The organism is Enterococcus sp. DIV1083b (genome assembly GCF_051713705.1).
In the GTDB taxonomy this organism is placed as follows: domain Bacteria; phylum Bacillota; class Bacilli; order Lactobacillales; family Enterococcaceae; genus Enterococcus_D; species Enterococcus_D casseliflavus.
This window is the reverse complement of the sequence record NZ_JBIOQJ010000001.1, coordinates 651184-669404: the sequence shown is the minus strand read 5'-3', so window position 1 is coordinate 669404 and position 18221 is coordinate 651184. Positions and strand designations below refer to the sequence as shown.

The 18221-nt window shown below is 44.4% G+C and carries 15 protein-coding genes, 3 tRNA genes and 2 rRNA genes; 7 read left to right on the top strand and 13 right to left on the bottom strand.

Annotated elements, in window-relative coordinates; genetic code table 11:
- Positions 1-6: 6 nt before the first annotated feature.
- Positions 7-975: an asparaginase gene (locus tag IGI69_RS03095; RefSeq protein ID WP_005225140.1), complete on the top strand. Its 969-nt coding sequence runs from the start codon at positions 7-9 to the stop codon at positions 973-975.
- Positions 976-1025: 50 nt separating this feature from the next.
- Here IGI69_RS03095 and IGI69_RS03090 read toward each other — a convergent pair whose 3' ends face one another.
- From IGI69_RS03090 to IGI69_RS03065, 6 genes are all read right to left on the bottom strand, one after another.
- On the bottom strand, positions 1026-1784 hold the full coding sequence (locus IGI69_RS03090; RefSeq protein ID WP_438739703.1) for an acyl-ACP thioesterase domain-containing protein: 759 nt from the start codon (positions 1782-1784) through the stop codon (positions 1026-1028).
- Between the two features lie 15 nt (positions 1785-1799).
- A complete protein-coding gene (locus IGI69_RS03085) occupies positions 1800-2630 on the bottom strand; it encodes a fructosamine kinase family protein (RefSeq protein WP_438739701.1) in 831 nt (276 codons plus the stop codon).
- A 16-nt stretch (positions 2631-2646) separates the two neighbouring features.
- Complete coding sequence (locus IGI69_RS03080) at positions 2647-3426, bottom strand: tyrosine-protein phosphatase (RefSeq protein WP_438739699.1); 780 nt, start codon at positions 3424-3426, stop codon at positions 2647-2649.
- Positions 3427-3583: 157 nt separating this feature from the next.
- Complete coding sequence (locus IGI69_RS03075) at positions 3584-4972, bottom strand: L-cystine transporter (protein ID WP_010747447.1); 1389 nt, start codon at positions 4970-4972, stop codon at positions 3584-3586.
- A gap of 345 nt (positions 4973-5317) precedes the next feature.
- Positions 5318-6646 carry an aminopeptidase C gene (locus tag IGI69_RS03070; RefSeq protein ID WP_005225135.1) on the bottom strand — a complete coding sequence of 443 codons (1329 nt, stop codon included), beginning with the start codon at positions 6644-6646 and terminating at the stop codon, positions 5318-5320.
- 119 nt (positions 6647-6765) lie between these two features.
- Positions 6766-7782 (bottom strand): acyltransferase family protein, encoded by a 1017-nt coding sequence (locus IGI69_RS03065; protein WP_270788168.1) that lies wholly within the window; start codon positions 7780-7782, stop codon positions 6766-6768.
- Positions 7783-7946: 164 nt separating this feature from the next.
- On the opposite strand from IGI69_RS03065, the gene IGI69_RS03060 reads away from it, so the two are divergent.
- Together IGI69_RS03060 and IGI69_RS03055 are read left to right on the top strand one after the other, a co-directional pair.
- Entirely contained in the window at positions 7947-8336 is a 390-nt protein-coding gene (locus IGI69_RS03060) for a GntR family transcriptional regulator (RefSeq protein ID WP_005225133.1), read from the top strand.
- Complete coding sequence (locus tag IGI69_RS03055; RefSeq protein ID WP_010747445.1) at positions 8333-9721, top strand: hypothetical protein; 1389 nt, start codon at positions 8333-8335, stop codon at positions 9719-9721. Before IGI69_RS03060 ends, IGI69_RS03055 begins: the two co-directional genes overlap by 4 nt.
- Positions 9722-9811: 90 nt before the next feature.
- Here the strand turns inward: IGI69_RS03055 and IGI69_RS03050 are convergent.
- Positions 9812-9885 (bottom strand) — tRNA-Asn (locus IGI69_RS03050).
- 194 nt (positions 9886-10079) lie between these two features.
- Here IGI69_RS03050 and IGI69_RS03045 point away from each other — a divergent pair.
- Positions 10080-10152, top strand: a tRNA-Thr gene (locus tag IGI69_RS03045).
- A gap of 94 nt (positions 10153-10246) precedes the next feature.
- Here IGI69_RS03045 and IGI69_RS03040 read toward each other — a convergent pair.
- Both IGI69_RS03040 and IGI69_RS03035 read right to left on the bottom strand, forming a co-directional pair.
- Positions 10247-10486, bottom strand: a complete 240-nt coding sequence (locus IGI69_RS03040; RefSeq protein ID WP_010747444.1) for a hypothetical protein — start codon at positions 10484-10486, stop codon at positions 10247-10249.
- Positions 10487-11124: 638 nt separating this feature from the next.
- Positions 11125-11559, bottom strand: a complete 435-nt coding sequence (locus tag IGI69_RS03035) for a universal stress protein (protein ID WP_005225130.1) — start codon at positions 11557-11559, stop codon at positions 11125-11127.
- A 392-nt stretch (positions 11560-11951) separates the two neighbouring features.
- On the opposite strand from IGI69_RS03035, the gene IGI69_RS03030 reads away from it, so the two are divergent.
- Positions 11952-12308, top strand: a complete 357-nt coding sequence (locus tag IGI69_RS03030; RefSeq protein ID WP_438739696.1) for an iron-sulfur cluster biosynthesis family protein — start codon at positions 11952-11954, stop codon at positions 12306-12308.
- A gap of 48 nt (positions 12309-12356) precedes the next feature.
- Here IGI69_RS03030 and IGI69_RS03025 read toward each other — a convergent pair whose 3' ends face one another.
- Complete coding sequence (locus IGI69_RS03025) at positions 12357-13007, bottom strand: HAD hydrolase-like protein (RefSeq protein WP_010747442.1); 651 nt, start codon at positions 13005-13007, stop codon at positions 12357-12359.
- A 166-nt stretch (positions 13008-13173) separates the two neighbouring features.
- On the opposite strand from IGI69_RS03025, the gene IGI69_RS03020 reads away from it, so the two are divergent.
- Complete coding sequence (locus tag IGI69_RS03020; RefSeq protein WP_438739694.1) at positions 13174-13866, top strand: transposase; 693 nt, start codon at positions 13174-13176, stop codon at positions 13864-13866.
- A 26-nt stretch (positions 13867-13892) separates the two neighbouring features.
- Positions 13893-14759, top strand: a complete 867-nt coding sequence (locus tag IGI69_RS03015; RefSeq protein WP_311776546.1) for an IS3 family transposase — start codon at positions 13893-13895, stop codon at positions 14757-14759.
- A gap of 245 nt (positions 14760-15004) precedes the next feature.
- On the opposite strand, the gene IGI69_RS03010 is transcribed toward IGI69_RS03015, so the two are convergent.
- The 3 genes from IGI69_RS03010 to IGI69_RS03000 all read right to left on the bottom strand — a co-directional run bounded on the left by IGI69_RS03010 (position 15005) and on the right by IGI69_RS03000 (position 18200).
- A tRNA-Asn gene (locus IGI69_RS03010) sits at positions 15005-15078 on the bottom strand.
- Between the two features lie 11 nt (positions 15079-15089).
- Positions 15090-15205, bottom strand: a 5S ribosomal RNA gene (gene rrf / locus IGI69_RS03005).
- An 80-nt stretch (positions 15206-15285) separates the two neighbouring features.
- A 23S ribosomal RNA gene (locus IGI69_RS03000) occupies positions 15286-18200 on the bottom strand.
- Between the last annotated feature and the right edge of the window lie 21 nt (positions 18201-18221).

The window sequence follows — 18221 nt, the reverse complement described above, 5'->3', positions numbered from 1 at the left end:
GAAAAAATGAAACGAATTCTCGTGTTGCACACTGGCGGCACCATCGCCATGAAAGAAGACACCCTGACAGGCGGCGTCAGCCCTGATGTCAGCAATCCGCTGATGGATGCACCGATCCACATTGACGACGATGTTGAATTGATCGTCGAAGACATTTTTAATATTCCCAGTCCTCATATGACCCCAAAAGAAATGCTGCAGCTGAAAGAACGTATCCAGCTGGCGCATTTAAGCGGTGTCGATGGGGTCGTGATCACTCACGGAACCGATACGCTGGAAGAAACAGCCTTCTTTTTAGATACCACGATCGGCGGTCAGTTACCGATCGTGGTGACTGGCGCCATGCGCTCAAGTAATGAAATCGGCAGTGACGGGCTTTATAACTTTGAAAGTGCGATTCGGGTGGCGAAATCACCTGATGCCTTAGGAAAAGGCGTCTTAGTCGTGATGAACGATGAGATCCATTCCGCACGTTATGTTACGAAGACCCACACCACCAATATTGCGACATTCCGCACCCCGACATTAGGTCCGATCGGCTTAGTCACAAAGCACCGTATCTTGTTCATGCAAGAGCTGTTAAATAACCGCCATTTGGATGTTGATCGTGTCGATGGTCTGTTTCCGATCGTCAAAGCCTATGCGGGAATGACTGGGGAATTGTTCGATGCTTTAGCCGACTCGCTGATCGATGGACTAGTGATCGAAGCTTTAGGCGCTGGCAATCTGCCGCCGCAGACCATAGAGCCTTTGAAAAAACTGATTGCTAGAAACATTCCAGTCGTCTTAGTTTCTCGCTGCTTCAACGGAGTTGCCGAGCCGGTCTATGACTACTTAGGCGGCGGGATCGAATTGCAAGCTCTTGGGGTGATTTTCTGCAATAGCATCAATAGCCAAAAAGCCCGCATCAAATTGCTGATAGCGAAAAACCGTGGGTTGACCATGGATGAACTGCCTGATTTCATGGAGAATTAACCAAACAAAAACCCTTTTGCCGTTCCGCTAATGGAGGCAAAAGGGTTGTTTTATTTTTCTCGCCAAGTAAAGATGGCTTCGCAGTAAGTATCCTCACCGATCTTGATCTCGTGGATCGTTTGCAGCGGCACAGCCTCGCCGGCTTCATCGACTGTCTTCTCATTGATTTGAAAATGGCTTTCGATCAAATGGCCGTAAGCCACTTCCCGATCAAAACGGATCGTCACTTGTGTCACTTCATGTTTTGTTAAAAACTCATAGCCTAAGACGTCCATCAGCCAATTGAAATACATGGCATTGTTGACATGCTGATTGCTATCAATATCGTAGAAACGCACCCGATACGGCAAAAATTGTCCTTGCGTGATAGGGGTGATCTTCGGATAGCGTTTGATTCGCTTGATTTTTTCACTGCCAAAAGGCGCCACGATCTCATCTGGTACACTGCTGACTTTGCGCGTCTCAGGGTCCATCAACGCAAAAACCGCCTCGATTTTGACCAGTTCCGTTCCATCTTCTGCCAATAACCAAAAGTAACGGTAGCAGAAAAATTTATTGTATTCTCTCGCCTGGGTCGCCACTTGGATCTGCTCCCCTACGCGCGGCAAACGAGTCACCGTTATGTGATAGCTGGTGATGATCCAGGTCAAGCCATAACTAGTGATGACTTCTGGTCCGCGGTTTAACGCCGCACTTTGTTCTTCTGATGTCTTGATGGCGATGCCTAGCATGGCCGGAAACGTCATCGTTTGGTTGACATCACATTCATAATACGCCACTTCATGCGTGGTTTGATACTTTGCTGCCATAGTTCTAATTGCCTCCTAAAAACGACTCAATATTTCATCGACAGTTGGTCCATAGCTTTCGCCAAATTGATTCAAATGGACCAATAAATAATACAATTGATACACTGGCAGTCGCTCTTGCCAATCCTCATCTAATGGATAGACTGCTTGATAGCCTTCCAAAAATTCCTGACGAAAACCACCGAAGAGCTGGGACATCGCAATATCCATTTCTCGATCCCCATAAGTGACTGCTGGATCAAGAAACACTGGTTCTCCTTGTTGATCAAACAGCACATTCCCCCGCCAAAAATCACCGTGTAATAAAGCAGGTGTGACGCTGCGATCACGCCAATCCTCATGCAAAAATTCTTTCAAACGCAGATAAGCGGCTTCCCGTTTGGCATGCCAGCGATTACCCAGCTTCGCTAATTCGACTTGCACATCCAAACGGCAGACTGTATAAAAATCAAGCCAATCGGTGGTTTTCGGATTGACTTGCGGCAAAAAGCCGATGTAATTGTCTTCGTAAAACCCAAAAGACTCCTGCGTCTGCTGATGAAGCCGAGCTAAGCTTTGACCTAAGCGTCGCTGCTGTCCTTCCCCACCATCGATCCATTCCATCAATAAAAATGCCCTCTCTTTAGTCTGACCGAGATGTTCGATTTTTGGCACCCGCACGAAAGGGGCTAATTCAGCTAAGCCGTTGATCTCTGCTTGAAAGAACACCGATGAAACATGAGGATGGGTCTTTAAAAAAAAGCGATTTTCTGCTGTAGTGAAACGATACGTTTGATTGACATCCCCACCACTGATGGGCGTCAGCGAGCCGGTCATCCCGATTGCTGCGAACAATGCTTCCTCCATACGGATCTCCCTTTCTTTACTCAGTCAGTTGGGCATTCAAATACGCTTGCTCTTCTTTCGTCAGCCCTAGTCCCTGCAGGAGATACTGATCGACCGAACCGAAGTGCTGATCGATCGCAGCCAAGCTTTCATCAAGAAAACTCTCTTTGGCACTCATCAAAACCGTAATCGCCGTTAACAGCTCTTGCGGCAAATGCTGGGTCATTGGGGCAAATTTTTCTTTTAGCATTGGGGCTAAATAGCGATTGGTCGCTAAATAATCTTCTTTGATCGTCGCTGGTGCCACAGCCAACACATGCAGCAATAAAAAGGCGCCAAAGCCTGTGCGATCTTTGCCGGCGGTACAGTGGAACAAGGTTGCTCCTTCGCCTTCCGCATTGTCGATCACATGATCAAAGAACTGCCGATATTGTTGGCGGGCATAGTCGCTTTCAACAAAGTGACGGTAGACTTTTTTCATCTGCTCTTCGGCATCTTCCCCATCTTCCAAGCGCTGCTTCAAGCTTTCTGGCGACAAGGAAACCATCGTTTCGTCTTCTTTGAAAATAGGTAAAAAAAGCTGCTTTGCTGTGGCGATCGGTCGATCAGGTTGTGCATTGGCTTCAGCGATGGAGCGAAAATCAATGACCTGATTGACCCCATAGTTTGCCAGTACTGCTTGATCTGAAGCAGTCAATTCATTGATCGCCGCACTGCGGATCAATTTTTTTCGTTTGATCGTCGTGCCGTTTGTCGTTTGATAGCCGCCAAGTTCTCTGACGTTTGCTGCTCGTTCTAGTTGAATCAATTGTGTCATTGCTTATCCCTCCCGCGATGTTCTAGTTAAAAGTATAGCAGAAACTTCGCTATTAAGGGCACTGAAACCTAGATTTTTCTATGAGCTGAGCTTTAACGGACAAAAAAAGAAAGACCACACGCAGTCTTTCTTTGCTTTCGCTTGTTACAAAACGTTTCTATTCGGCTTCGATCACGGCGGCGGAATCATCTAAGATCGAACGATCCAGTTCGTTGATACGACTACTGGTCACCATTCCTGCAACCATACTGTCGCTGACATTAACGAGTGTCCGTGCCATATCGATCAATGGTTCAACAGAAATAACTAAGCCTACGATGGCGATCGGCAAGTTCATTGAGCCTAAGACGATCAATGAAGCAAAGGTTGCGCCACCGCCGACACCAGCAACACCGAATGAGCTGATCGTAACTACTGCAACTAGCAGCAGGATAAACTGCCAATCAAAGACATTGATCCCAACCGTTGGTGCAACGATCGTTGCCAACATCGCTGGATATACACCCGCACAGCCGTTTTGACCAATCGATAACCCAAAGCTGCCTGCAAAGTTAGCCGTGGCTTCATCAACACCTAACGCTTTGGTTTGGGTTTCGATGTTCAATGGCAAGGCTCCCGCACTTGAACGAGAAGTAAAGGCAAAGCTCAAGACTGGAAAAGCCTTTTTGAAATACGTTACTGGATTGACCCGAACAGCGATCAGCAATAATGAATGAACAAGTAAGACCAAAATCAAAGCCGCATAAGAGGCGATGATAAATTTGCCTAAGTTCAAGATGGCTTCAAAATCACTTGAAGCTAATACGTTTGTCATCAATGCCAAAACGCCATAAGGTGTCAGGCGCAAAACTAACGTGACGATACGCATCACGATTTTATATAAGCTGTCCATCAAATTCGCAAAAGTTTCCGCTTCTTTCGGTGATTTACGTTTGACACCAAGAAAGGCGATCCCCACAAAGGCTGAGAAAATCACGACCCCGATCGTACTTGTCGAACGAGTACCCGCAAAGTCGGCGAAGACATTGCTTGGGATGAAGGAAACGATTTGTTGTGGGATCGATAGGTCTTGGACTTGTGTCGAACGTTCCGCTAATTCTGCGATCCGCGCTGTTTCCGTTGCCCCTTCGGTAAAGCTGGCACCGTCAAGACCAAAGACCATGACCATCACGATCCCGATCAAGGCAGCGATCGCCGTTGTCCCTAGCAAAGTCGCAAGAACCGTAAAACTGATCTTCTTGATTTTTTCGCTTTCTTTCATCTTGGTGAAAGCACCAACGATCGAAACGAAGATCAAGGGCATGATCAGCATTTGCAAGAGAGCTACATAGCCGCTACCGACCATCGTGATCCAGTCAAGAGCTTGCGTGACAACGTCAGAGCCTGTCCCAAAAATCAGCTGCAGCACGCCACCAAAAACGATCCCGACGAACAACGCCGCAAAGACCCGCGTAGAAAACTTCACGTGACGCTTTTGCAATAAGTAGAACCCATAAATAAGGGCAGCAAAAAGTAGAACAACAATAATAGTTAACAGATTTGTCATTTGAATCCTCCTTTTGTTCAATAAACATGACAAAGTCTGTCAGAGGAAGTAAAGGTTCCCAGTGACCATTCTTCAACAGTTCACTCTAATGAGACGTGTGGCATCATTAGTGACTATTCCATTTTAAAGAAGTTTGCTTCATCTTACAATAAATAAGTTCCCACTTTTCTAGGATGGTACCGCTTTTTTGTCAGAAAATAAAAAAAGAACCGTTACCGCAACCCCACACTGTTAGGATTTCTACTTTCCTAACGGTTGGATTGCGGCAACTGGTTCGTTATTTTTTCATTTCATTTTTTTGAAAAGTTTCAGAGAATATTCAAGAGGTCAATAGAAATTGCTGACTTACGCCAATGCCCCCATTGGGTCCCAAGGTGCTAAGACTGTTGGTTCTGCTTCAAAGGCAGCCAATTGTTCTGCTGTCAGGAACTCTTTGCGAACCACGATTTGATAGGTGTATTCATCCATCCACGCATCGCTCATAACGAAGAAGCCATTCGTTCCGACTTTTTCACCCCAGCTGTTTTCGACTTTCCATTTGGTTGATTCGCCGTCGATCAAGTCAACGCCAGTCAAGACCATCGCGTGGGTCATTAAGCTTTCGCCAAAATCTAAGCGTTCTGCTTTGGTCATCGTAAAGTCGATGTCAAATAGGTCGTTGATATCATACGCATCTAATGCCATGATCCCAGTATCTCTGGTAGAAGATTGACCGACATCACAACCGAACCACACGGACTCCCCTTGTTCCAATTGAGCGATCGCTAATTTTTTGAAGGTCGGCATATCGACGTTCAAGTATTTGACTTCTTTGCCGCCAACCACGTTGCCTAGCATTTCTACGGTATACGATTGATTGTAAGGCTTGTCGGCAGTTGGTGCGTTGATGATGCTGACATAATCGTCAAGGTCCACCCCGACATATTTTTCATAAAAGCTTTGCGGTGTTAAGTTGCGATCAATGTGATAGTTTTTGTCTTCATCACGGTATTCAAAATCAAAGGTTTCTGGCGGTGTGCCTAAAGAAGTCGCTAAGAAACGATAAATGTCTTCCAACATCGCTTCTTTGGCTGTTTGGATGTCTTCAGCTGTTTTGCCTTCAGCCACTAGCTGACGCAAAGCAACCGCATCTTTACGCAGTTTTTTGTTCAAGTAATTGTTTAGGTCACGAGAATTGGAAGAGTTGCTGCTTTCTGGCATGACCGTTTTTGGTACGACACCATATTTTTGGAAAATCGAAACGATCATGTCCCATTGCCCACCATCTTGTTGTGGTGTTTGCAATAAGAAAGCAACTTTGCGACTTGTTAAAGGCTCGTTGGCAGTTGCTAAAATATTTTCGTAGAAATAGTTGGCTTTTTCGTATTTGTCCCAAAAGAAGGTATGGTTTTGCGACAATTCAAATTCTTTTAAATTGAAATCATTCAGCATCTTATGACGGAATGTATTCAATGCGGCAAACATCCAGCAGCGGCCTGATTGTTTTTGGTTTGAGACTTTCCCGGTTGTCACATCAACTGAAAAAACTGGCACATTGTTGACTTTTGCTGACACGTTTTCCGCAGAAGCGGTGATCCCATTTTTCACAACACTCCGTTGCAGTGCCGTTTGTTTATTATTGTCTTGATACGCTTGCGCAAAGGCAGCGGTGGTCTTTTTTGAAATTTCTGACATATTTCTTCATCCTTTCACTTTCCGTTCCTTCCATTTTACGCCTCTGCCTCTCAAATAACAACCGCTCCTAGAAAAATGAAAGGATCATCTTTCTAAGAGCGGTTGCTCGTATCAAGGATTTAAAGAGTTAGCATCAAAAGCAAAAAGCCAAGTAAAACAAAGGATAGTCCTCGTTCAAATCGTGCATAAAGGAAGCGGATCGGACGACTAGCTAGCAAGATCGTCAGTAAAACACTGGCTAACACCAACGTCACAAAGCCTAATACCGACAGGTTCAAGTCGGTGATGGCTAATGCCCGCAAGCCCTTGATGAAGATCCCCTGTAAAAGATAGACCAGCAGGGTGTTTTTGCCCCACTTCGTAAAAAAGAGGTGCTCTCTGGGCACGAGGCTCAGAAAGCCGATGATCCCCATCAGCCCGATCACGAAAAAGACCGCACGCAATGGACCGCCGAACAACGGATAGCTCAAGTAATCGTCATAAGGCTTGGAACCAAAAACCATGTACTTGTTCATCCCATGAAAAAACGCGATAAAGGTGTAGATGATCGGTAAGAAAAGCAAACTGATAGTCCGAATCTTTGGTTTCAATAAAAAGCGCATCTCATTTTTGGGAAAATAAAACCCGATGATGAAAAACGGCAAAAAGACAAAGGTCCGCTGCAAGGTCAACACTTGATTTAAAAATGGCACGTAGCCAGCGAAGATACTCAAGCCGATACTCAGCAAGATCGCCTGCTTTTTGGACATTTTTCGAAAGACCAGCAAGGAGAGCTGCCAAAAGAACATGCTAAGCAAAAACCAAAGTGCCCATTGCGGATTCAACAGTTGGATTTTTAACGACTCCCGTAGACCGATCAACCAGTAATAGACGGTGTAAAACACCTGAAAGAAGACATAAGGCAGCAAGAACTTTTTCATCAGCTCACGTAGCTTGTGTCCCTTCGTCAACGGTTTGGCAAAGTACCCAGCCAGAAAAACAAAAGCTGGCATATGGAAAGTGAAGATAAAATAATATAGGTCATGATAAAACTTCTGATCGCCGATAAAAGGCTGTAGTAAGTGACTGAAGACGACCAAGATCATCAGTAAAAATTTTGCATTATCAAAGTAAGCCGTTCTTTGCGATTGGCTCATAAAAAGTTCCTCCTCTAAGTTGTATCTGTCAAAGGATACCTGATCCATGAAACAGAACTGTAACAAGCTATTTACTTTTTCCTAACGATTCTTGTTCATTTGATTACCAGTTGCTATTTTGTATACTTTGTATTAATATATATAATACAAAGGAGCTGTCTTCGATGATATTTGATATTCAAACTCAAAGCAACCAACCGATCTACCAGCAGTTGCGGGAACAGATCATTGTCGGTATCGCAAAAGGCGATTTATCCGCTGGCGAATTGCTACCATCCGTCCGTCAATTAGCCGAAGAGATCGGCATCAATACCATGACGATCTCAAAAGCCTACAATTCCCTCAAAGAAGAAGGCTTGTTAGTCACGGATCGCCGTAAAGGAACCGCCGTTGCCGCACCACCACCGTTTACTTCTGGACAAGAAGCGGAGTATCGCCAAAACTTGCAGCTGCAGCTAGCAACCGCTCTCTTACACGGCAAAAGCAAGCAAGCGCTTTTAACGGATGTTCAACAACTGCTGGACCAATTTCCTGAAAGGAATGAATGCAAATGACCTATCTTTTTTTCATTATTGCTCTTGTCCTCTGTGGGACGACCGCATTTGGTTTACGCTTGATCAGTAAACCCCACAAAAATGTTTTACTCGAAAATACCCTTGCCCCTGAGCATCTGGATGATCCTAGCGTCCACAGCTTGATCACAGAATTTCGCAAGCGTATCTTACAAATCGTTGGTACATTTAGTGTAGCAAGTCTCCTTTTTTTGTTCAATTTATCTGACTCCATCATCCTTACCCTGTTCTGGCTTTATATGGCCGCTTTGCTTGGGACAGCTTACCTGGTGCAAGTGCATTACATTGGAAAAATGCGGCAATTGATCCTTGCCAAAGGATGGGAACTACCTATCGATCCGATTCGGATCGATACAAAACTCGTTCAAGCCAAAAATAAACGGATGCTGCCGTGGTATAGCCTCGTTCCTGCGGGGATTTTGTTGATGATCAGTTTGTACCAAGCATGGCAGTTGCCTGATCTTTCTACAGGATACTTGATGGGCGGCGTCTCCTTAGCAACTTTTGCGCTGTTCGTCTATCTCTGGGTGATCATCAGCCACTTACCCGTTCGCGGGATCAGCGGTGATTCAGCTATCGACCAGCACATCAATGATTTAACAAAGCGCTATTGGTCCTTATTGATCGCTGTCACTTGTACCATTACGCTACTCTTGTTGACTGTCCCGCTGGCATCCATGTCCGCTACTGGAGCATTCAGTACTATCCTCTTAGTGCTCTTTGTTGTTTTGGTTGTTTTCTTGATCGTCTTTACCTTCTTCTTGTTGCTAGATCTGCGTAAAAAACAAGATCAGCTCTTAGAACCAGCAGGACAACCGCGCTATTATGGTGAAGATGCTTACTGGCGATATGGTTGTTACATCAATCCTAATGATGCGCGACTGTTCGTTCCTGACCGTGTCGGGATGAATATCGGCATCAATCTAGGCAAACGTAGCGGACAAATCGTCTCAGGTATCACCGCTGTCTTCTTACTTGTATTAATGGTCGGTACCATCATTCCGATGTATCGCTTAGATTTCGCTCCTGATGCGATTACCGGTGAAGTGCAAGGACAAGAAGTCACCTTCGATGCACCAATGACTGGGAAAACAACGGTCTCTTTGGCAGATATAGAGACGGTGGAATTGATCGAAGCTTTGCCATCGCCTCGTGTTCGTACCATGGGTGTAGGAACCGCCAGTTACCAAATCGGTAAATTTACCGTTGCTGGTGATCCTGCCAGAATGTTCGTGGACATAAACTCGACACCTATTTTAAAAGTCACCACCAAAGATGGGCCAACCGTTTTTTACACAAATAAAAAAGCCGCCGAAACGACGGATTTATACGAGGAACTAATACAAAAGATTTCCTCAGCGAAGTGAGTGTTCTGGAGAAAAAACTGGGGAACCCATTATCCCCAGGCTATCCACAACCAAAAAAACGACCTTCCGAAACGAAGGTCGTTTTTGATACTCCGGCAGTAGGACTCGAACCTACGACATCATGATTAACAGTCATGCGCTACTACCAACTGAGCTATGCCGGAAGAATCTATCTGTACTATACCAAATAGTCAGATAATTTAGCAAGAGCAAAAATCAATTTTTTGTTCCTTTTTTTCAAGAAAATCCCCTTTTAGAAACTTCCCTTCCCGCAAAGTGTTTTTCTCAAGAAATATCCGAAAATCTCATTGACAAAGCAGCACCTTTACGGTATTCTATATCTTGTGTTAAATAACACGCCGCTTTAGCTCAGTTGGTAGAGCGCATCCATGGTAAGGATGAGGTCGACGGTTCAAGCCCGTCAAGTGGCTTTGGTAGGACAATGTTTCTAGGACGTTGTCTTTTTTTGTGCATCTAATTCCCAAAGTATAGCGATAATTTCTGAACTTAATCATTCGTACGCCCCTAATTTCCTGCGATATACAAAAGAAATAAGATCGTAAAACCCAATAGTAGGACCGATACAACTGCTTTCACTATCCTCGCTGCATCTTTAAATTTAAACAAGAGCGTATATAGATTAATAAAGTAAATGATCGACAGGGCTGCTTCTTGCGAATATTCTTTCACTTGGATCAAGCCTAGCCATATAATCAGCAAAAGAATCGAAAAAACAACCAAATAGTTTTCTGCAACACGCTTCATTTCATTCTCCTTTTTTATTGTTTACAATTGATATAACAAGATTTATTCCAACATCCTCTCAATGTCCCTCATTATTTAAACAAGAATCTGAAATACAAGGTTTAATTCCGCAAGTCAAACTTGAACAATTACCACGGGGTGAAGGTTCAATTCAATTTAACCAATTCATTTCAAATGCCTTCTTTCTATTTAATTATGAAAAGTATAATAGTAGGCAGAAAAATAATTACTATAAAAATAACAAACATGATCATTAAAATTTTAAAAATCTTTTTCATCATTTATTTCTCCTTTCCAACAATATTCGATTGTATTCTGCTGCATCCTGTAAAGTCGATAAATTATCAGCCCCTCTCTCCAATACTTTTCCTACAGCCTTTGCTTATTAAAAGTGTAACAAACTATCTCTTCTAATAGTCAATTTTCAATAATTTAAATAAATATCTTTTTATAAAACGAACAAAACGGATTTTTCAATTGGTGCTCACAGCTCCATTTTAGACACATCTTTTTTGCAACAAAAAACCCGCTCTCCTAAAGCTAAGAGAGCGAGTTTTTCAACTACAGTGAATTTTTTTAAAGGATACGCTTTATGCTGACTTAAAAAATAACATACTGTTTCCGTTTGATTCAACTTCTTACTTCACGACCAACACCGTACATTTCGAATGATTGACGACATAATCGGTAGTTGAGCCTACGACAGCTCGGGTCAATGTGCCTTTACCAGTTGCACCGATAATGATCAAATCAATCGGGTACAATTCTGTTGCTGCATGAATGATAAAGCGTTTTGGATCGCCGACTTCAACGATTACCTCAACATCTTCTACCCCATGCTGATTGGCATCATAGATTTTTTTCAACATGTCCGTTTCCACACGCAATTTTTCTTGGTCAAAAATTTTTGCAAAAGCATAGGCACTTGTGGATAACTCAGCATTGTTGATAACAGAGAGGACATACAATTTGGCTTTGTTCATACGACAAATCGCGAGTGCTTCTTGGAACGCTTTTTCTGACTGATCCGACCCATCCAAGGCAACAAGTACATTTTGACAATTACGTAACATCCAAATCGCCTCCTTTTCTTTATTTTACCACAAAAAATGGAAGCGTTACAAAAAAGGACAAGGTCTACTCTTAAGAGACCTAAAACTTCTTTTAAGATTTGTGAAGTTCCTTACTTGTCTCTGTGATTATGCAGTAAAATAAAGAGAAGAATGATTCGAGGTGAAAGAAATGCGCTCTTTTTTCCAGGCTGCGGTCACTGTGCTCTTGTACTTAGGGCTTTTCTTGCTGATAATCGGTATTATCGCCTTTTTCTTGCTAAAACTTTAAGCTTGGTTTGTTGAAAAGCAAGTTGCTGTCACATCCCTAAGAGGAGTGATACACTTGGTTTATCAACAATTATCGAAACGAAACAGTTTGCTGCTCACTCGTTTCAAAAAGGAGATCATGCAAAATGGACTTACATATTACCCCTACTGCCGCTGCTCGCTTTCCAGAAGGACACGACTTATATATTCTGACGAGTAATGACGGATCGAACCAATTTTCTTCAGCAGCTGGATGCTGTATGATCGGCGAACGTTTTTTGATCACACCGATCGACGAACCGTTAGCCCCATATAATGAGTTAGTCTCAAGCAATCAGTTTACTTTCTTTACATCAACCTATGATCAAATGTTCTTGACTGGTCATCTGATTCTAGATGTTCACCCAACTTCAGGAACCTTGATTTTGAAAAACGAAAGCGGCTATTTGGATAACAATCTTTTATTGGAAGCCTCTCCGCAGCTGAAACAAACGAATGCGTAACAAAAGAGCTGACAAACGCCTTGTAAGGTGCTTGTTAGCTCTTTTTCTCTATAATGAATCTGGAATCAACGCTAAGAGTTCTTGTGTCTCAGCGGCTAAAGCGATCGCACCAGCATCAAGCAATTCTTCTTTTGACCCAAAACCATATAAAACGCCGATTGCCGGTAACTGGTTTTCTTTTGCCCCTAAAATATCATGCTCGCGGTCGCCGATCATGATGGCTTGCTGCGCTTTTTGCTCCTTTTCGATCTCAGTTAACGCGTAGCGGATAACGGCCGCTTTTTCCCCACGTTTATTCTCAAGATCCGCCCCATAGATTCCTTTGAAATAGCCATCATACTTGAGATGGGTCAGGATCTCTTTTGCAAAAACTTCTGGTTTCGACGTAGCGATATACAAATCGTGATCCTGCGCCAGCTCCTGCAATGTTTCTTCGATCAACGGATATGGTTGGACTTGAAACATGCCCGCTTGACGATAATTTTCCCGGTAGAAGGCAACGGCTTGCTGGGCAGCAGCTTCATCGAAGCCCAAGCCACGGAAGGATTCAACCAAAGGCGGCCCCACAAAGCTCCGCAGTACGTCTTGCGCTAATTGCTCTTTTCCCATTTTTTCCATCGCATATTGAATCGATCCATAGATTCCTTCACTCGAATCAATGATCGTTCCATCTAAATCAAAAAGTACTTTTTTTCTCACGCCATCGTCTCCTTTTCTAATAGTATAGAAAAAAACAGCAGTACAAGCAACACTTCTTCCTTTTCGTTCTGATTTCATCTAAATAAAAAAGACGCTGCCCCATCATGATATGCTCCCCCTATATAGGACACTGAAATATAAAGTGGCTTATATAGGGGGAGTTTGTATGTCTAGAGGAAAAATGAAATTAAGTTCAGAAGAACGGCTAGCTTTTGTAGAAAGAGCTTTAAAAAATGAAGCTAGCATAAACAGCCTGGCCAAAGAAGCACAAGTAAGTTTCAGTACGATAGAAAGGTGGATCACTCTTTATGAGAATGAAGGACCCACAGGTTTACTCCCTACAAAAAGGAATCAATCATACTCAACAGAGTTGAAACTGAATGCGATCCATGATTATTTAGCTGGAACATATGGTAGCTTAAGAGCTGTCGCCAAGAAATACGGGCTTCGTAACAAAAAACAATTAGAAGACTGGTTAAAGATATATAATACTCATAGAAACTTCAAATCAGAAAGTGGTGGAAGTAGAATGAGTAAATCCAGAAAAACAACATTGAATGAACGAATTAAAATTGTGCATGACTGTATTATCAACGGTCGAGACTATGGGAAAACCGCAATTCAGTACCAAGTCTCTTACCAACAAGTTCGGAACTGGGTGTTGAAATACGACGAGATGGGAGAAAAAGGCTTAGAAGACCGTCGAGGGCAACGAGCGGGAAGTAAACCTGCCAGAACACCCGAAGAAGAAATGCGCGATAAACTGGCTCAACAAGAACGACGGATCAAGTTGCTTGAAATGGAAAATGACCTGTTAAAAAAAGTCAGCGAGTTAGAAAGGAGGCGGGATTTGAATTAGTTCGTCATACGTTTGAATACCAATCGATCAAAGAGCTGCACGAGACAAAAAGCTATCCAATTAACACCATGTGTACCCTGCTCCATGTCACAAGATCGGCCTATTATCGTTGGTTAAAAAATCCCAAACTGCCTGAAGTGGTATTGAATGAACAGTTGGCAGACCTTGTTCGTTATATTTATGAAGCAGACAACGATAAAGGATATCGCAGAATCTGTGAAGATCTCGTGAATGATTATGGCTTTCAAGTGAATGACAAGCGTATTCTTCGAATCTGTCGCAAACTTCAAATCCAATCAACCATCAAGCATTCAGGCAATAGTATCACTAAGGCATCCAAGACTCCGTATCATATTGCGAAAAATTATTTGAATCGAAAGTTCTATGCGGATCAACCGAATCAAAAATGGCTAACAGATGTGAGTGAATTCAAGTATTATGAAGGGGCCGAAGTGAAGAAAATCTATTTGAGCGCTATTCTCGATCTCGCCGATCGTCGCATTGTTTCATTTGTCATCAGCGACAAAAATGACAATAAATTAGTCTTTGATACCTTCGATCAAGCAGTCGCCGCCGAACCAACCGCTCATCCGCTATTTCATAGCGATCGCGGATTTCAATATACAAGTAAAGTTTTTTGCACAAAGCTAAAGAAAGCGAAAATGAAGCAGAGTATGTCTCGTGTCGCCCGTTGTACCGATAATGGTCCAATGGAAGGCTTCTGGGGAATGCTTAAGCGAGAAAAATATTATCGGCGAAAGTTTATCAGTAGAGAAAGTCTCGTTGAAATGATCGAGAAATACATGAACTATTACAACAATGGTCGCTATCAACGATGTTTGAAGAGCAAAACACCGATCCAAGTTCATCAAGAATTATTAATGGCAGCTTAATCACTCCCCCTCTTGGACAAGCGAATAGAATAAATCCGCTTAACCAAGAAGGAGGCCAGTCGAGCAAAGTTGAGGTTAAACAAAGTAAAAAACATAAAAACTGCCTACCGAATTTCGGTAGACAGTCGTCAAAATAATTTTATTCTATTTCATTGTCCACTTGACGGGGAGCCCAGCAATCAAAGGCAACGTCTTTATTTTTGTCATTTTATGCAAAAAAAAAGATAGCAGATGCTATCAAGCAACTCCGGCAGTAGGACTCGAACCTACGACATCATGATTAACAGTCATGCGCTACTACCAACTGAGCTATGCCGGAAAAATTGAAATGCGTGGCGACGTCCTACTCTCACAAAGGGAAACCCTTCACTACAATCGGCGCTAAGAAGCTTAACTTCTGTGTTCGGCATGGTTACAGGTGTATCCTTCTTGCTATCGCCACCACACTATTCAATTGAGTAAGTGTTGCTCACTCAAAACTGGATCGAAGAATCAAAACTCTACGAGTTTACATGTTTTTTTCTTTTTGGTTAAGTCCTCGATCGATTAGTATCAGTCCGCTCCAACCATCACTGGCCTTCCACTTCTGACCTATCTACCTGATCATCTCTCAGGGATCTTACTTTCTTAAAGAAATGGGAAATCTCATCTTGAGGTGGGCTTCACACTTAGATGCTTTCAGCGTTTATCCCTTCCCTACATAGCTACCCAGCGATGCCTCTGGCGAGACAACTGGTACACCAGCGGTAAGTCCATCCCGGTCCTCTCGTACTAAGGACAGCTCCTCTCAAATTTCCAACGCCCGCGACGGATAGGGACCGAACTGTCTCACGACGTTCTGAACCCAGCTCGCGTGCCGCTTTAATGGGCGAACAGCCCAACCCTTGGGACCGACTACAGCCCCAGGATGCGACGAGCCGACATCGAGGTGCCAAACCTCCCCGTCGATGTGGACTCTTGGGGGAGATAAGCCTGTTATCCCCAGGGTAGCTTTTATCCGTTGAGCGATGGCCCTTCCATGCGGAACCACCGGATCACTAAGCCCGACTTTCGTCCCTGCTCGAGTTGTAGCTCTCGCAGTCAAGCTCCCTTCTGCCTTTACACTCTTCGAATGATTTCCAACCATTCTGAGGGAACCTTTGGGCGCCTCCGTTACCTTTTAGGAGGCGACCGCCCCAGTCAAACTGCCCATCTGACACTGTCTCCCAGCCCGATAAGGGCTGCGGGTTAGAGTGGCCATAACGCAAGGGTAGTATCCCACCATTGCCTCCATCGAAACTGGCGTCCCGATCTCTACGGCTCCTACCTATCCTGTACATGCGGTACAGACACTCAATATCAAACTACAGTAAAGCTCCATGGGGTCTTTCCGTCCTGTCGCGGGTAACCTGCATCTTCACAGGTACTAAAATTTCACCGAGTCTCTCGTTGAGACAGTGCCCAAATCGTTACGCCTTTCGTGCGGGTCGGAACTTACCCGACAAGGAATTTCGCTACCTTAGGACCGTTATAGTTACGGCCGCCGTTTACTGGGGCTTCAATTCGTACCTTCGCTTACGCTAAGCACTCCTCTTAACCTTCCAGCACCGGGCAGGCGTCAGCCCCTATACGTCATCTTTCGATTTTGCAGAGACCTGTGTTTTTGATAAACAGTCGCTTGGGCCTATTCACTGCGGCTGCTCGTTAGAGCAGCACCCCTTCTCCCGAAGTTACGGGGTCATTTTGCCGAGTTCCTTAACGAGAGTTCTCTCGCTCACCTTAGGATTCTCTCCTCGACTACCTGTGTCGGTTTGCGGTACGGGCCGTTGTTTTCTCACTAGAAGCTTTTCTTGGCAGTGTGACATCAGAAGCTTCGGTACTATTATTTCCCTCCTCATCACAGCTTGTCCGTATAGGTAGAAGCATTTGACTCCTACCAAGACTTACTGCTTGAACAGACATATCCATCAGTCTGCACTTCTTAGCCTCCTGCGTCCCTCCATTGCTCAAACAAAAACAACGGGTACAGGAATATCAACCTGTTGTCCATCGCCTACGCCTGTCGGCCTCGGCTTAGGTCCCGACTAACCCTGGGCGGACGAGCCTTCCCCAGGAAACCTTAGTCATTCGGTGGACAGGATTCTCACCTGTCTTTCGCTACTCATACCGGCATTCTCACTTCTAAGCGCTCCAGCAGTCCTCACGATCTGCCTTCAACGCCCTTAGAACGCTCTCCTACCAATGCACCTAATGGTGCACTCCACAGCTTCGGTAAACTATTTAGCCCCGGTACATTTTCGGCGCAGGGTCACTCGACTAGTGAGCTATTACGCACTCTTTAAATGGTGGCTGCTTCTAAGCCAACATCCTAGTTGTCTGTGCAACCCCACATCCTTTTCCACTTAATAGTTATTTGGGGACCTTAGCTGGTGGTCTGGGCTGTTTCCCTTTCGACTATGGATCTTATCACTCACAGTCTGACTCCCGGATATGAATGAATGGCATTCGGAGTTTATCTGAATTCGGTAACCCGAGATGGGCCCCTAGTCCAAACAGTGCTCTACCTCCATCATTCTCAATTCCGAGGCTAGCCCTAAAGCTATTTCGGAGAGAACCAGCTATCTCCAAGTTCGTTTGGAATTTCTCCGCTACCCACACCTCATCCCCGCACTTTTCAACGTACGTGGGTTCGGTCCTCCAGTGCGTTTTACCGCACCTTCAACCTGGACATGGGTAGATCACATGGTTTCGGGTCTACGACAACATACTCATTCGCCCTATTCAGACTCGCTTTCGCTACGGCTCCGTCTCTTCAACTTAACCTCGCATGCTATCGTAACTCGCCGGTTCATTCTACAAAAGGCACGCTATCACCCATTAACGGGCTCTAACTTGTTGTAGGCACACGGTTTCAGGATCTATTTCACTCCCCTTCCGGGGTGCTTTTCACCTTTCCCTCACGGTACTGGTTCACTATCGGTCACTAGGGAGTATTTAGCCTTGGGAGATGGTCCTCCCGGATTCCGACGGAATTCCTCGTGTTCCGCCGTACTCAGGATCCTCCTAGGTGTTATCCAAATTTCGCCTACGGGGTTTTTACCCTCTTTGACATACTTTTCCAAGTATTTCGACTATCTGAATAGACTACCATATCGGAGTCCTACAACCCCAACAAGCAAGCTTGTTGGTTTGGGCTTTTCCCGTTTCGCTCGCCGCTACTCAGGGAATCGAATTTTCTTTCTCTTCCTGCAGGTACTTAGATGTTTCAGTTCTCTGCGTCTACCTCGACTGCGCTATGTATTCACGCAGACGTAACATCCTATAAAAGATGCTGGGTTCCCCCATTCGGAAATCTCTGGATCATAGCTTACTTACAGCTCCCCAAAGCATATCGGTGTTAGTCCCGTCCTTCATCGGCTCCTAGTGCCAAGGCATCCACCGTGCGCCCTTATTCACTTAACCTTTGACCTTACGGTCGGTTTT

Bases quoted from the DNA above. Each gene is read 5' to 3' on its own strand.
- IGI69_RS03055 (WP_010747445.1), top strand. From the start codon at position 8,333: ATGACCTATCTTTTTTTCATTATTGCTCTTGTCCTCTGTGGGACGACC.
- IGI69_RS03095 (WP_005225140.1), top strand. From the start codon at position 7: ATGAAACGAATTCTCGTGTTGCACACTGGCGGCACCATCGCCATGAAA.
- IGI69_RS03075 (WP_010747447.1), bottom strand. From the start codon at position 4,972: ATGACAAATCTGTTAACTATTATTGTTGTTCTACTTTTTGCTGCCCTT.
- IGI69_RS03040 (WP_010747444.1), bottom strand. From the start codon at position 10,486: ATGAAGCGTGTTGCAGAAAACTATTTGGTTGTTTTTTCGATTCTTTTG.
- IGI69_RS03065 (WP_270788168.1), bottom strand. From the start codon at position 7,782: ATGAGCCAATCGCAAAGAACGGCTTACTTTGATAATGCAAAATTTTTA.
- IGI69_RS03060 (WP_005225133.1), top strand. From the start codon at position 7,947: ATGATATTTGATATTCAAACTCAAAGCAACCAACCGATCTACCAGCAG.
- IGI69_RS03035 (WP_005225130.1), bottom strand. From the start codon at position 11,559: ATGTTACGTAATTGTCAAAATGTACTTGTTGCCTTGGATGGGTCGGAT.
- IGI69_RS03070 (WP_005225135.1), bottom strand. From the start codon at position 6,646: ATGTCAGAAATTTCAAAAAAGACCACCGCTGCCTTTGCGCAAGCGTAT.
- IGI69_RS03030 (WP_438739696.1), top strand. From the start codon at position 11,952: ATGGACTTACATATTACCCCTACTGCCGCTGCTCGCTTTCCAGAAGGA.
- IGI69_RS03020 (WP_438739694.1), top strand. From the start codon at position 13,174: ATGTCTAGAGGAAAAATGAAATTAAGTTCAGAAGAACGGCTAGCTTTT.
- IGI69_RS03090 (WP_438739703.1), bottom strand. From the start codon at position 1,784: ATGGCAGCAAAGTATCAAACCACGCATGAAGTGGCGTATTATGAATGT.
- IGI69_RS03085 (WP_438739701.1), bottom strand. From the start codon at position 2,630: ATGGAGGAAGCATTGTTCGCAGCAATCGGGATGACCGGCTCGCTGACG.
- IGI69_RS03080 (WP_438739699.1), bottom strand. From the start codon at position 3,426: ATGACACAATTGATTCAACTAGAACGAGCAGCAAACGTCAGAGAACTT.